Consider the following 12,918-nt stretch of genomic DNA (forward strand, 5'->3'; position numbering starts at 1 on the left):
GGCCCGAGACTACGCGCGGTCCGGGCGCGCGGGCCCCCTCATCCGAGGGCGATCCGCTGCGGTGACGTGTCGATCGAGACGACCGCCGCCAGGGCCAGGGCGAGGGCCCGGCCGGCGTCGCTGAGCAGGTGGTCGTGGACCCGGCTCGCGATCAGCCGGTGCGCCTCGTCGCGGGTGAGGCCGAACCAGCCCATCACCGTGTCGACGCCGTGCGGGGTGAGCCGCCAGAGCTTGTCGGCGTCCTTCATCAGCGCGTCGTCGAGCGAGATCGCCGCGCGGCGGGTGTCGTGGCCGTCGACGATCGCGATCACCCGCTCGGCGCGCGCGGCGTCCCAGCCGACGTCGGTCAGGATCGCGCGGGCGATCCGCGCGCCCTCCTTCTCGTGCCGCACGACCAGGTCGGGCCGGCCGCCGCCGGGCGCGATCGCCTCCAGGATCTCCGGCTCCGGCACCTGCGACCAGCCGGTGTCGTGGAGCAGGATCGCCGGCAGCACGACGTCCGGGTCGGCGTCCGGGGTCAGGTCGAGCAGCGCCCGCCCCAGCCCGTAGGCATAGATGGTGTGCGCGTCGTTGTCGCGGACCGTGAGGTACGGCACGGCGCGCTCCCAGATGGCCGCGTGCGCATCGTCGAGGACGTAGATCCCGCGCAGCCCGTCGGCATCGGGGACGTGCCCCGCCACGTCGCGGCCGAGGTCGTTGCGGGTGGGCGCGAGAAGGGGCAGCACGCTCGCGAGCCTTGCGGAGCCGCGGTCACCGGGCAAGCGCGCGCTTCCGGTGACCGGAAGCGTGCTCGTCGCGGGGCCAGACCGCGTCGTGCGCCCGGAGGTAGGCCGTCAGCGGGTCGGGCAGCTGCGCCGTCCGGCCACCCCAGTCGTAGACGACCGCCGTCCGCGCGATCAGGTCGAGGAGGCTGTGCCCCGGGGACGTCGCGGACTCGGGGTGCGTCATGGCGCCAGCGTTCCGCGTCCCGCGGCCCCTAGGGTGCACCCATGAATCTGCTCGTGCCGTCGTCGACGCTCGGCTGGATCGTCTTCGGCGTCGACATGGTGCTGCGACTGGTCGCGCTCGGCATCATCCCCGGCAACCGCAAGCCGTCGACGGGCATGGCGTGGCTGCTGCTCATCATGATCGAGCCGATCATCGGCTTCTCGATCTTCCTGCTGCTCGGCCGGACCCGGCTCGGCAACCGGCGGATCACCCGCCAGCGCACGGCCCTCGCCGCCATCCACGAGCGCAGCGAGCTGCTCCCGCTGTCGTTCGACATCACCCGGCTGCCCGCGCCGATGGCCCGCGTCGCCTCGCTCAACCGGCACCTCGGCTCGCTGCCGCTCACCGGCGGCAACGAGATCGAGCTGCTGCCGGACTACCACGAGACGATTGCGGAGATGACCGCCGAGATCGACCGCGCGCGCAGCCATGTGCACGTGCAGTTCTACATCACCGCGTGGGACGACGTGACCGACCCGGTGTTCCAGGCGCTGATCCGCGCGACCGCGCGCGGCGTCGACGTACGCCTGCTCTTCGACCACATCGGCTCGCGCCGCATCCCCGGCTACCAGGCGATGATCAAGCGGCTGCGCGCCACGGACATCGCCTGGCACCCGATGCTGCCGATCAAGCCGTTGCAGGGGCGCTTCCGCCGCCCGGACCTGCGCAACCACCGCAAGATCCTCGTCGTCGACGGCAGCGTCGGGTTCACCGGCTCGCTCAACCTCACCGAGCCCGGCTACAACAAGGCGGCCAACCACCGGCTGGGCCGGGAGTGGGTCGAGCTGATGGTCCGGCTCGAGGGGCCGGTCGTGGGCGCGCTGAACTCCGTGTTCGCCTCGGACTGGTACGTCGAGACCGGCCAGGTCGTCGACCTGGTGCCGGTCTTCGGCGAGCCGGACGCACGCCCCGAGGAGGTCTTCGACGTCCCGTGCCAGGTGGTGCCGAGCGGCCCGGGGATCGTCGCGGAGAACAACCTGCGGATGTTCACCACGCTCATCTACGCCGCCACCGAGCGGATCTCGCTGACCTCGCCGTACTTCGTGCCGGACGAGTCGCTGCTGTACGCCGTGACCACCGCCGCCGAGCGCGGCGTCGACGTCGAGCTGTTCGTGAGCGAGGTGTCGGACCAGTTCCTCGTCGGCCACGCCCAGGCGTCGTACTACCGGGCGTTGCTGCAGGCCGGCGTGCGGATCTACCAGTACCCGGCGCCGTACATCCTGCACTCGAAGCACTTCACGATCGACGACGAGGTCGCCGTCGTCGGCTCGAGCAATATGGACATGCGCTCGTTCGCGCTCAACTACGAGGTGTCGCTGATGATGCCGGACGCCGCCGTGGTCGCGAAGATGCGCGAGGTCGAGGACACCTATCGCCGCCTCTCGAAGGAGCTCACCCTCCCGGACTGGGAGCTGCGCCCGGCCCGCACCCGGTACGTCGACAACGTCGCCCGGCTCACCGCGGCGCTGCAGTAGGGCCGCCGGGCTAGACCACCGGGCCGATAGGTCCCAGGACCGTAGTCCCGGCGGGCAGGGGCCCCGAATCCTTCGGCCGGACCTCCCGCCGAGGCATTGCGGGTGCCCCGCAGCGCGCGGATCCTCGAAGCATGAGTGCAGCCACCGCCTTCCAGTTCGACATCACGCCCGACGCCTCACCCGCCGGCGCGCCGTCCGCACCGCAGCTCTCGCCGGAGCTCGCCGAGGCGATCATCGAGATCGCCGAGTCCGAGCGCTCGCTCGACGACGTGCTGGTGCGAGCGCAGCGCCTGCACGAGGCCAACATCCAGCACGACCCGCGCTCCTGCCTGGTCTGCTTCGGCGGCCGCTGACCCGCTCCTACGTCCGCCGATGGAAGCGGACGTCGCCGTCGGGCAGTGAGGTCATCGCGTAGCGCCGGTCGCGCACCAGGTGATGGTGGCGACCGCAGAGGCTGATCGCGTTGCCGCGATCGGTGGGGCCGCCCTCGGACCACGGTCGTAGGTGATGGGCCTCGGTCCACGCGGCCGGGATCGTGCAGCCCTCGGCCCGGCACCCGCGGTCGCGGAGCCGGAGCGCCCGTCGCTGCGCGCGGCTGAACAGTCGTCGCCCCCGGCCGAGGTCGAGCACCTCGCCCCGCCCGCCGAGCACCGCCGAGCACCGCCGGCACGATCGTCGCCTGGCACGCGAGCCGGCGCGCCTCGCCCGCCGAGATCTTCTCCTCGCCGTCGCCGGCGATCACGCCCGCGGCGGCAAGCTCGGCACGCAGCTGGTCGAGCGTGACGGTGACCAGCACCGTCGTCGCGTCCCCGCCGTGCTGGGGCAGGCCGTCGGGGTCGATCGCCTCGAGCAGCTGGCCGAAGGCGTCTGCGTAGGCGCGGTGTTGCGGCGCCCACTCCCCCTCGTCCGCGACCCCCGGCCGGCGCGGCGACGTCCAGGCCTGCAGGTAGTGCTGCAGCCGCTGGGTGAGGCTGGTCGGCAGCGTGCCCGACACGCGGGTACGGCCATGGCCGAGGTCGCGGAACCGGAGCGAGGCCGTCTCCCTCGCCCGCCGCTCCTCGGCCTCCAACCGCTTGCCGTCCTCGGCCTCGGCGATCTCGGGCGCGGCCACCTCGACGAGCCGGCGACCGAGCAGACGCAGCTCACGCGGCCCGAACTCGGCACAGTGACGCACCATCGTCGCCTCGGCCGCGGCGTGGGCGTCGCGCCCGAGGTGGGCGGGCAGGTCGTCGAGAGCGGCGGCGACCACCCGCGCCTGCTCCTCGGACACCGTGCCGCTGCGCATGCCGGCGGCCAGGCGCTCATGGCGCTCGAGGGCGGCGGCGAGACGACGCTCGGCGCGGGCGGCTCGCGGGTCGCAGCGCGTGACGTGGGCGAGCCATGATGCGCAGTCACGCGCACCGGTCGCGTCGCCGACCTCGTCGGAGGCAGCGAGCACCCGCAGCTCGAGCTCGGCCAGCTGTGCTCGCGCCTGGGCGAGCTGGACGAGAGCCCATCGCTTGTCGGCGGTCGCCATGAACGCCGGCTGGACGTCGGCGACCTCCGCCAGCACGTCACGCAGCGCGGACACGCATCCCACGACGGGATGCGGCGGCGCGAGCGTGGCGACGGACATCGGACCTCCTCGGGACCCGAACCTCGGAGAGTCTCACCGGCGAGGCGAGGCCGTCACCCTAGCACAAATTCGAACATATGTTCTAGAGGCCGATGCTCCTCAGGTAGACGTCGCCCAGCGCCCCCGCGCCGAGGATCGACGTCCAGGCCCCCAGGATCATGAACGGCCCGAACGGCACCGCACTCTTGCGCCCCGCCTGCCCCCCGGCCATGAGCAGCACCCCCGCGACCGCGCCGAGCAGGAAGCCCAGGAAGGCGCCGACCAGGAAGGTCCCCCAGCCCAGGTAGGCGATCATCGCGCCCACGAGGCCGGCGAGCTTCACGTCGCCGAAGCCCATCCCGCCGGGCGCGACGTACCAGACGACGAAGAAGAAGGCGCCCAGGATCGCCCCGCCCTCGACGGCACGGAGCAGCGCATGCCCGTCACCGCCGAGGGCGAGGAGCGCCCCGAGCACCGGATAGGACGGCAGCACGATCACGTCCGGCAGCCGACGTACGTCGAGGTCGATCAGGGCCAGCGCGATGCCGATCCCCGCGAACGCCAGGTACGCCGGCAGCAGCCGCAGCCCCGTGTCATCGGTCCCGAGCCGCAGCGCCACCACCACGAACATCAGTCCGGTCCCGAGCTCGACCAGCGGATAGCGCACACTGATCGGCTCGGCGCAGTCGTAGCACCGCCCCCGCAGCACCACCCAGCCCAGCACCGGCACGTTGTGCCGGTTGCGGATCTCGTGCCCGCACCTCGGGCACGCCGAGGGCGGGCTGACGATCGACTCCCCCGCCGGCACGCGGTGCGCGACGACGTTGAGGAAGGACCCGATCGCCAGCCCGAAGAGCCCGGCGATGGTCGGGATGGTCAGGTCGAGGAACATCTGCTCGGTCAGCGTGTGTGGCTCCAGCTCAGGACGGTGACCTGCCGATTCGGCGGTCCGGGCTGGCCCCCGTTGTCGAAGATCTTCACCTTCACGTTCAAGGCGAGGCTACCGCCCGACGAGCAGGATGTTCCGGGGCACACATAGACCTGCAACCGCACGAGGGTGGTCTCGAAGCCGAACCCGGGTGAGTTGTCCGGGATCTCGATGACGGGGACACCCTGCACGGAGTTCCCGTTCCAGAACGCGAACTCGAGCTGCCGGGCGACGAGACCGAACTTCATGATCTCGGACGCGAAGTTGCCGAGCAGGAGCTGGAGGTCGCCGTAGGGCACATAGGTCGTCCCCTGGAAGTACACGAGCTCCTTGTTGTTGCCGTTCTTCATGTCCATGAACTTGCAGCTGCCGCCGGTGCCGTCGATGCACGTGCCCCCCTGGCCACGCAGGACAGGCACGTAGTAGGTCAGGTCCAGGCTGATCGCGTCGAGGGCCGCGGTGGCGTTCTTCTTGGACTTGGCGGTGTACGCCACCGTCGCGCCCGTGTATCCGCCGTCGTGGATCGCGGTCTGCAGGCTGTTGAACGCAGCCGTGTTGGTCGAGCTGTTGAGGAGCACGTCGGTCGTCACCATGCTGGTCGAGCCGACCGCGCCGATCGGCAGTGCTGCCGTCGTGGTCGAGCCGACCTGGATGGTGGCGGTGCCGGCCGAGGTGGACGTCGCCTCGGAGTCCTGGTGCCGCACATGGAGCGTCGCCGACGTCAGGACGGAGCCGGCCGGCACCGCCGATCCGGGCGCGAAGCCGGAGACGGTGACCGTGCTGGAGGTGGCGCTGGCGGAGCCGGGGTTCCACGTCGCGCTGCCGTTGCCCACCGAGGAGATATTCGCCGTGGTGAGGCCCGTCCACATTCCGCCGCCGGTTGACGTCGGGTTGCTGGTCAGCACGAGGCCGTTGGCATTGGTCGCCGTCGGGGTGCTCCCGGACTTGAGGCCGTAGATCTCGATCGGGGGGCGGTCCGAGTGGTAGGTCGCGCACAGCTCGACGTTGGAATTCTGGTCGATGTAGATGCGGCTGTTGCCACCGAAGACGAACTGCACGCCCTGCGCGTTGACGTCGGTGATCGGGCTCCGGCACGCCCCGGGAACGCTCACGTTGTTCGGAGGCTGGCTCAGCGTGTTGCCGTTCGCGTCGATCGGCGTGCCGCCGACCACGGTCTGCCCGCTGATCGTCCAGGTGTTCCCTCCGGTCCCGAACACATTGCTCGGGCACACGTTCGCACAGCTGTCGTTGTGGAAGTCGAAGTAGTAGTTGCCCGGCTTGAACCAGAGCTCGTTGCAGAGGTTCGTCGCCGTGTTCAGCGCGCTGGCACTGTCGTAGTAGCCGGGGTTGAAGACCGCGAGATAGCCGCCCGTGCAGGTCGTCGGCGGCTTCTGCAGCGTCGGGACCGTGCCACCGAGCTCGTTGGAGTAGTTCGGGTCGCTGACCGGCGGGCCGACGTTGCAGTTCTTCGGGCTGGCCACGACGGTGCTGTCACACGACCCCGTGGCCCGGACACCACCATCGAGGACGTTGATATTGCCCTTCACCGCGCCGTTGGCGTAGATCCCGCCCTTGACCAGCAGGCCCGGAGCCTTGGATCCCGTCGCGTCCACCGCACCGTTGAGGGCGACGATGGCGTAGCCCGGCTTGTTCTGGTTGTTGATCGGCACCGCCGACCCCTGCTCACCGGTGTCGTCGTCGACGGCACACTCGACGCGGGCCGACGTCGTCTGCTGGGTCTCGCCCGCGTTCTTCGGGACGAGACTCTTGAGCTCCAGCGAGTTGATGGGCGTGGTCGACGGTGACGTCCCGTTGTAGCCGAAGCAACCGGTGCCGAGGACGTTCGTGAAGTACCACGGGCTCGGCTCGCCGCTGCCCGTGTTGTATCCGGTCCGCAGGGCGTTGATCGCGACCTGGGCGCCGGCATCGGCCGCGTACGACGTCCGGGCGACGTCACGGAGTGCCACCGTCGCGCGGAGGCTGCCGTCGCCCCGGGTGAGGACGAATCCCGTGACGAGGGCGACGACCGTCACGATGATCATCGCGAGGACGAGGACCGCTCCGCCATCGCCGCGGGCGGGCAGGTGACGACGCAGGTGCTTCATGTCTGTCTCCGTTCGCCCGAGAGAAGGGCGGTGTAGGGGACGGTGCCGTGACCGTCCCGGTCGAGCACCGAGAGGCTGAGGTTGACGACGGACGGCACATTGCTGCCGGAGCCGGTGCAGGTGACGTCGCAGCTGAGGGTCGGCACCCCGGTCAGGCTGTTCGCCACCTTCACCGTCGAGTTGACGGTCGAACCGGTGCACCGCACGCGCAGCAGGGAGTAGACGCTCCCGCTGAGTCGCGCGACATAGCTGACCGTCATCTGCGTCGGCGGCGCGGTGGAGTCCGCCGAGGTGTACTCGCTCCAGGCCAGGGTCACCACCGTCGTGCCCGACGGGAGCGAGCACGACGGTGACACGTTGACCGACTGGCCGAGCGGGAACGACTTGGTCGCCGCGTCGTAGGAGCGCACGCCGATGCTGGCCACGTCGCGCTGCCAGTACGCCGCCGCGAACTGCACGTCGTGCGACTCCGTCAACCGCGCCTGGGTGTCGACCGACGTCCGGAGATAGCTCATCACGATGCCGGCCAGGGCCGCGACGACGATGCCCACGATCGCCACCGTGATCACCAGCTCGACCAGGGTGAACCCGGAGTCGTCGAGGGGCCGGTCGTCAGACCTCTCGTTCAGTCGCATGACGTCCCCGTTCCGCAGTCCCGACGGACGACGATCGTGAGCCGCTCGCTCGCGCGACCGTCGTTGCTGGCAACGGTCAGTGTGAGTCGCTGCACGCCCGTGTCGCGGCTCGGGCAGCTCCCCGTGGTCACCGCGGACCCGTCACCGGCCAGCACGGTGGCCGCGGTGTGGGAGGCCGTGTAGCCGGTCGGCGCGGCGAACCCGATGTCGGAGAGCGAGTAGTCGCCGGACCCCGCGCACTTCACGTAGTGCGCCGTGGTGTTGAGGTACTTCTCGATCGCCTCCGCGTAGCTGCGGACGTAGGCACCCCCCGTCGACTCCTTGCGGTGGATGTCGGAGGCCTGCACCGAGAGCATCAGGCCCGCGACGATCGCGACGCCGGCGATGCCGAGGATGACGACGGCCGCGAGCACCTCGACCAGGGTCTCGCCCCGGTCGGAGCCCGTGCGCAGCCGTCCGCGGAGGTCCATCAGACGTTCACCTGCTGGAAGATGCCGTACATCGCCGACACGAGGGCGATCGCGACGAACCCGACGATGCCGCCCATGATGACGATGACGATCGGCTCGAACAGCGCCGTCAGCTTGGCGATCTTGTAGTCGAGCTCGACCTCGTAGTAGTCGGCCGTGACCTGGAGCTGGGTGTCCATGGAGCCGGTGTCCTCGCCCACGCGCAGCATCGAGGTCGCGGTGCCCGGGAAGAGCTGGGTGCGGGCCAGCGGGCCGGCGAGCCCCTGGCCCTCGAGCATCTGCTCCGTCACGCCGTTGAGCCGCTTGATGAAGACACGGTTGCGCAGCGAGTCGGTGGCGACCCGGATCGCCTCCGGCAGGTTGACGCCCGCACTGACCATGGAGGACATCACCCGGCAGAACCGCTCGACGAGCGCGTACTGGATGGTCGACCCCAGGACGGGCACCTTCAGCACGAAGCTGTGCCAGGCGTACTTCCCGCCCTCGAAGCGCTGGGTGATGAAGAACAGGACGATCGTGATCGCGATCCCGGCCAGGAGCGCCCACCACCAGTTGCCGAGGAAGTCCGTGACCCACAGCAGCATCCGCGTGGGAAGCGGGAGCTGGGCGTGGAAGTCCGCGAAGAAGGACTTGAACTTCGGCAGCACGTAGATGGCCAGCACGCCGACCGTGAAGACCGACATGATCGCCACGGCGGTCGGATAGATCAGCGCGGACTTGATCTTGCGCCGGGCCTCGAGGTCGCGCTCGATGTAGATGGCCAGCCGGCCGAGGACGTGGTCCAGCTCGCCGGTCAGCTCGGCCGACCGGACGATCCCGCGGTAGTACTCCGGGAACACCTTGGGATAGCGCTCCAAGGTGTCCGAGAAGCGCTCGCCGGTCCGCAGGCCGTCCTCGATGTCGTGCATCATCCGGCGCACCGAGGAGTTCTCGCTCTCGGCGCCGATCGAGTGGACGGCGTCCAGGATCGGCAGGCCGGCGCGCAGGAAGGCCGCGATCTGGCGCGACAGGTGCATCACGTGCTCGCGCTTGATTCGCGGTCCTGACAGCTCGTACTGGAGGACGCTCTTCTTCTCCGTGACCCGGAGGTTGCGGATGTCCCGCTGGTAGAGGGCGACCTCGGCGTCACCGCGGCTGGCGGCCTTGTGGGTCCCCTTGACCCGCTGGCCCTCGAGGTCGACCCCGACGTACGCGAACTTGGGCATGGTCAGACTCCTGCGACGTAGATCGAGCGCATGACTTCGGAGGCGGTGGTGACACCGTCGGAGACCAGGCGGACCGCCTGTTCCTGGAGGGTGCGCATGCCCTGGCTGCGGGCCAGCTTGCGCATCTGGTCGTGCGGCGCACGGTCGACGATCAGCTCGCGGACCTCGTCGGTGACGACGAGCATCTCGTAGACGCCGATTCGCTCCAGGTAGCCGGTGTGCGCGCAGAAGTGACAGCCGGTCCCGTGGAAGAAGCCGTTCTGCGGCTCCGAGCCGCCGAACGTCCGGAGGAAGGCGATCTCCTCCGGCGACGGCTGGTACGGCTCGAGGCACGACGTGCAGCTGCGGCGCACCAGGCGCTGGGCGACGACCGCCGTGACGGACGAGGCGATGAGGAAGGCCTCGATGCCCATGTCGAGCAGGCGGTAGAGCGCCGACACGGCCTCGGTCGCGTGCAGCGACGACAGCACGAAGTGACCGGTGAGCGCCGACTGGACGGCGATCCGGGCGGTGTCGACGTCGCGGATCTCGCCGACGAGGATGACGTCCGGGTCCTGGCGCAGGATGGACTTGAGGCCGCCGGCGAAGGTGATGCCGGCCTGCTCGTTGATCTGGATCTGGTTGATCGAGTCGAAGGTGTACTCGACCGGGTCCTCGATCGTCATCAGGTTCTTGTCGGTGCTGTTGAGCTCGCCGAGCGAGGCGTAGAGGGTGGTCGTCTTGCCACCACCGGTCGGGCCGGCGCAGATCACCATGCCGAACGGCGAGTGGATCAGCTGCGTGTAGCGCGCGGCCGTGTCGACCGGCATGCCCAGCTGCTCGAGCTTGAACAGCGGGCGGCTCTTGTCGAGCAGCCGCATGACGACCTTCTCGCCGCCGACGACGGCCGTGGTCGAGACGCGGATGTCGACCTCGCGGCCGTCGACGTCCATCGAGATCTGGCCGTCCTGGGGGCGGCGCCGCTCGACGATGTTCATGTTGGCGAGGATCTTGACGCGGCTGACGATCGCCGGTCCGATCGATCCCGGCAGGTCGAGGACCTCGACCAGCGCGCCGTCGATGCGGTAGCGGACGCGCACGCGGTCGCCCGACGGCTCCACGTGGATGTCGGACGCCCGGTCGCGCAGGGCCTGGGTGATGACCTTCTGCACCACCTGGACGACCGGCGCCTCCTCGTTGACGCTGATGGTCTCCAGCTGCTCGGCTTCGCGACGCAGCACGTCGCGCGCCTCGAAGGCCTGGACGTGACCGACGACCTCTCCCGTCGCGCGGTACGCCGACGCGATGCCGCGCTCGAGGTTGCGCCGGGTGGTGACGAGCGGACGCACCTCGCGCTCGAGGACGGCGGCGAGCGCCTGCACGCGCTCGGGAGCGGGGTCGAGGACCGCCACCGTGACCGCGTCGTCGTCCACGAACAGGGGCAGCGCGTCGAGGGTGGTCGCCTGGTCGCGCGTGAGCAGGGCGACCGCGTCGTCCTCGGGGTCGAGGGTGCGGAAGTCCGCGACGCCGACCCGGTGGTGCTCGGCCAGCGTCTGCGCGATGACGTCCTCGGTGACGATGCCGGCCGAGGTCAGCTTCACCCCCAGGGAGTCGCCGTCCTGGGTGCGGGCGACGTCGAGCTGGTACGGCTGCACCCGGCCCGCGGCGACCAGGATCCGGCCGAGGCGCTCGTCGTCCTCGTCGGTGCGGGCGACCGCGACCGGTCCCTCGACCTTGGTGTGCTTGCCCTTCAGCCTCATCGACCTCGCCACGCCTTACCTGCCCATGCCCACGGCGTACCGCGGGCGGGCCTCGATGTCCTTGGGATAGAGGCTGCGCGCGGCGGCTTCCTCCTCGATGACGATGCCGTTCTGGATCAGCTGCGACAGCGACTGCTCGAGGGTGACCATGCCGTCCTGGGCGCCGGTCACGATCGAGTTGCGCAGCTGGTGCGTCTTGCCCTCCTTGATCAGGTTGCGGACGGCGGGCGTGGCGACGAGGACCTCGTACGCCGCGATCATGCCGCCGCCGATCCGCGGGATGAGCCGCTGGTAGACGACGCAGCTGAGCGCCGCGGCGAGCTGGACGCGGATCTGCGCCTGCTGCTCGGCCGGGAAGACGTCGATCATGCGGCCCAGGGACTGGGCGGTGTCGTTGGTGTGCAGCGTCGCGAACACGAGGTGGCCGGTCTCGGCGACGGTGAGGGCGAACTGGATCGACTCCAGGTCGCGCATCTCACCGACGAGCAGGACGTCGGGGTCCTCGCGCAGGACGGAGCGCAGCGCGTTGTGGAAGGTCTCCGTGTCGGTGCCGACCTCGCGCTGGTTGACCGCGGCCAACTTGTGGTCGTGGACGTACTCGATCGGGTCCTCGACGGTGATGATGTGGCAGCCGCGGTTGGTGTTGATCAGGTCGATGAGCGAGGCCAGGGTCGTCGACTTTCCGGAGCCGGTCGGGCCGGTCATCAGGATCAGTCCCTGGTGGCGCATCGAGAGGTCGCGCAGGATGAGCGGCAGACCGAGGTCGTCCGGGGTCGGGACGCTGCGCGGGATCATGCGCAGCGCGACGGCGGTGAGGCCGCGCTGGGTGAACGCGTTGCCGCGGATGCGGGCGTGCTCACGCCAGGAGAAGGAGAAGTCGTACTCGTGGCTGGACTCCCAGATGCCCTGCTGCTCGGGGGTGAGGACCTCCGCGAGCAGGGAGTTGGTGTCGTCGGCGGTGAGCGGCGACTGGGTGGGGATCGGCTTGAGCGTGCCGTCGACCCGGATCATCGGCGGCAGGCCGACGGTGAGCATCAGGTCGGTGCCGCGGGCGTCCCAGAGCGCCTCGAGGAGGCGGTCGACGCGGTCGCCGATGCGGTGCAGGTGGTGGAACACGATGACCCCCTGAGGTGAAGCCGGATGGATGCCGAAGGAGGGCCGCCGCCGGGGCGGCAGCCCTCCGAGATGGTGCTGAGGATCAGCCCGCGGTGCAGCCGGCCGGGTTGCCGGACAGGGTCAGGCTGCCGTCCGTCGCGCTGGCGGCGGACACGTACTTCGGCGTGCCGGCACGCAGGAAGCCGTTGGCCTGCAGGTCGGTGAGCGTGGCGTAGGAGCCGAGCTTGGCGTAGTTGGCCTCTTCGGCGGTCGCAACGGTCTTGACCTCGGCCTTGCAGGCTGCGACGTCACCACGGTCGACGATGCCACGAACCGAGAAGGCGACGATCGCGGCGAGGATGCCGAGGATGACGATGACGATCAGAAGCTCGATGAGCGTGAAGCCGCGCTGGTCGCGGCGGGCCTCGGAGAGGCGGTCAGTGAGTCGGCGCATGCCAGGTCCTCCGGAATACGAGAGAGATGAATGAGAATGAGGAGCAGCCCCGAGCAACTGCGACCAGGAAACTCCGCGTGCTGAGCCCCCGTGGCGGCTTTCTTTTTTTCTTTACTTTCCTACGATTTCGGTCTAGACCCCTCCTCCCCAAGATGGGTGAAACAACCCACTAAACCCCCGGTTCACCTGCGCAGACGTCGTCTTCTCCCCACAATCGACGCGGGCCTCTCC

Annotated in this window: 13 protein-coding genes and 1 pseudogene; 2 read left to right on the top strand and 12 right to left on the bottom strand. The window is 69.8% G+C overall.

Annotated features, from left to right (window positions below):
* Nucleotides 1-38: 38 nt before the first annotated feature.
* Nucleotides 39-725 (bottom strand): HD domain-containing protein, encoded by a 687-nt coding sequence (locus AB4880_RS14470; RefSeq protein ID WP_367919916.1) that lies wholly within the window; start codon nt 723-725, stop codon nt 39-41.
* 25 nt (nt 726-750) lie between these two features.
* Nucleotides 751-948 (bottom strand): hypothetical protein, encoded by a 198-nt coding sequence (locus AB4880_RS14475; protein WP_367919917.1) that lies wholly within the window; start codon nt 946-948, stop codon nt 751-753.
* Between the two features lie 41 nt (nt 949-989).
* On the opposite strand from AB4880_RS14475, the gene cls reads away from it, so the two are divergent.
* Together cls and AB4880_RS14485 are read left to right on the top strand one after the other, a co-directional pair.
* Nucleotides 990-2,462, top strand: a complete 1,473-nt coding sequence (gene cls, locus AB4880_RS14480; protein WP_367919918.1) for a cardiolipin synthase — start codon at nt 990-992, stop codon at nt 2,460-2,462.
* 131 nt (nt 2,463-2,593) lie between these two features.
* Nucleotides 2,594-2,815, top strand: a complete 222-nt coding sequence (locus AB4880_RS14485; RefSeq protein ID WP_367919919.1) for a hypothetical protein — start codon at nt 2,594-2,596, stop codon at nt 2,813-2,815.
* Nucleotides 2,816-2,822: 7 nt separating this feature from the next.
* Here the strand turns inward: AB4880_RS14485 and AB4880_RS14490 are convergent, their stop codons facing one another.
* The 10 genes and pseudogenes from AB4880_RS14490 to AB4880_RS14535 form a co-directional block, all read right to left on the bottom strand.
* Nucleotides 2,823-3,113: an HNH endonuclease signature motif containing protein gene (locus tag AB4880_RS14490; protein WP_367919920.1), complete on the bottom strand. Its 291-nt coding sequence runs from the start codon at nt 3,111-3,113 to the stop codon at nt 2,823-2,825.
* Between the two features lie 76 nt (nt 3,114-3,189).
* A pseudogene (locus AB4880_RS14495) lies at nt 3,190-4,077 on the bottom strand (DUF222 domain-containing protein); the annotation flags it as partial.
* Nucleotides 4,078-4,159: 82 nt separating this feature from the next.
* Complete coding sequence (locus tag AB4880_RS14500) at nt 4,160-4,948, bottom strand: prepilin peptidase (protein WP_367919921.1); 789 nt, start codon at nt 4,946-4,948, stop codon at nt 4,160-4,162.
* Nucleotides 4,949-4,956: 8 nt separating this feature from the next.
* The gene (locus AB4880_RS14505) at nt 4,957-7,089 is read right to left on the bottom strand and encodes a hypothetical protein (RefSeq protein WP_367919922.1); all 2,133 of its coding nucleotides are present in this window, start codon (nt 7,087-7,089) and stop codon (nt 4,957-4,959) included.
* Nucleotides 7,086-7,724, bottom strand: coding sequence for a prepilin-type N-terminal cleavage/methylation domain-containing protein (locus AB4880_RS14510; protein WP_367919923.1), 639 nt, complete (start codon nt 7,722-7,724; stop codon nt 7,086-7,088). Before AB4880_RS14510 ends, AB4880_RS14505 begins: the two co-directional genes overlap by 4 nt.
* Entirely contained in the window at nt 7,715-8,194 is a 480-nt protein-coding gene (locus tag AB4880_RS14515; protein WP_367919924.1) for a type II secretion system protein, read from the bottom strand. Before AB4880_RS14515 ends, AB4880_RS14510 begins: the two co-directional genes overlap by 10 nt.
* A complete protein-coding gene (locus AB4880_RS14520) occupies nt 8,194-9,399 on the bottom strand; it encodes a type II secretion system F family protein (protein ID WP_367919925.1) in 1,206 nt (401 codons plus the stop codon). The genes AB4880_RS14515 and AB4880_RS14520 overlap by 1 nt, the downstream gene beginning before the upstream one ends.
* Before the next feature lie 2 nt (nt 9,400-9,401).
* Nucleotides 9,402-11,138 (bottom strand): GspE/PulE family protein, encoded by a 1,737-nt coding sequence (locus AB4880_RS14525; RefSeq protein WP_367919926.1) that lies wholly within the window; start codon nt 11,136-11,138, stop codon nt 9,402-9,404.
* A 15-nt stretch (nt 11,139-11,153) separates the two neighbouring features.
* Nucleotides 11,154-12,254 carry a type IV pilus twitching motility protein PilT gene (locus AB4880_RS14530; protein ID WP_367919927.1) on the bottom strand — a complete coding sequence of 367 codons (1,101 nt, stop codon included), beginning with the start codon at nt 12,252-12,254 and terminating at the stop codon, nt 11,154-11,156.
* An 82-nt stretch (nt 12,255-12,336) separates the two neighbouring features.
* Nucleotides 12,337-12,687, bottom strand: coding sequence for a type IV pilin protein (locus tag AB4880_RS14535; protein WP_367919928.1), 351 nt, complete (start codon nt 12,685-12,687; stop codon nt 12,337-12,339).
* Between the last annotated feature and the right edge of the window lie 231 nt (nt 12,688-12,918).

Origin of the sequence: Nocardioides ginsengisoli, assembly GCF_039537225.1 — a bacterium.
Lineage (GTDB): Bacteria > Actinomycetota > Actinomycetes > Propionibacteriales > Nocardioidaceae > Nocardioides > Nocardioides ginsengisoli.

Coding starts and splice junctions, on each gene's coding strand:
- AB4880_RS14475 (WP_367919917.1), bottom strand. CDS start 948: ATGACGCACCCCGAGTCCGCGACGTCCCCGGGGCACAGCCTCCTCGAC.
- cls (WP_367919918.1), top strand. CDS start 990: ATGAATCTGCTCGTGCCGTCGTCGACGCTCGGCTGGATCGTCTTCGGC.
- AB4880_RS14485 (WP_367919919.1), top strand. CDS start 2,594: ATGAGTGCAGCCACCGCCTTCCAGTTCGACATCACGCCCGACGCCTCA.
- AB4880_RS14500 (WP_367919921.1), bottom strand. CDS start 4,948: ATGTTCCTCGACCTGACCATCCCGACCATCGCCGGGCTCTTCGGGCTG.
- AB4880_RS14505 (WP_367919922.1), bottom strand. CDS start 7,089: ATGAAGCACCTGCGTCGTCACCTGCCCGCCCGCGGCGATGGCGGAGCG.
- AB4880_RS14510 (WP_367919923.1), bottom strand. CDS start 7,724: ATGCGACTGAACGAGAGGTCTGACGACCGGCCCCTCGACGACTCCGGG.
- AB4880_RS14515 (WP_367919924.1), bottom strand. CDS start 8,194: ATGGACCTCCGCGGACGGCTGCGCACGGGCTCCGACCGGGGCGAGACC.
- AB4880_RS14520 (WP_367919925.1), bottom strand. CDS start 9,399: ATGCCCAAGTTCGCGTACGTCGGGGTCGACCTCGAGGGCCAGCGGGTC.
- AB4880_RS14525 (WP_367919926.1), bottom strand. CDS start 11,138: ATGAGGCTGAAGGGCAAGCACACCAAGGTCGAGGGACCGGTCGCGGTC.
- AB4880_RS14535 (WP_367919928.1), bottom strand. CDS start 12,687: ATGCGCCGACTCACTGACCGCCTCTCCGAGGCCCGCCGCGACCAGCGC.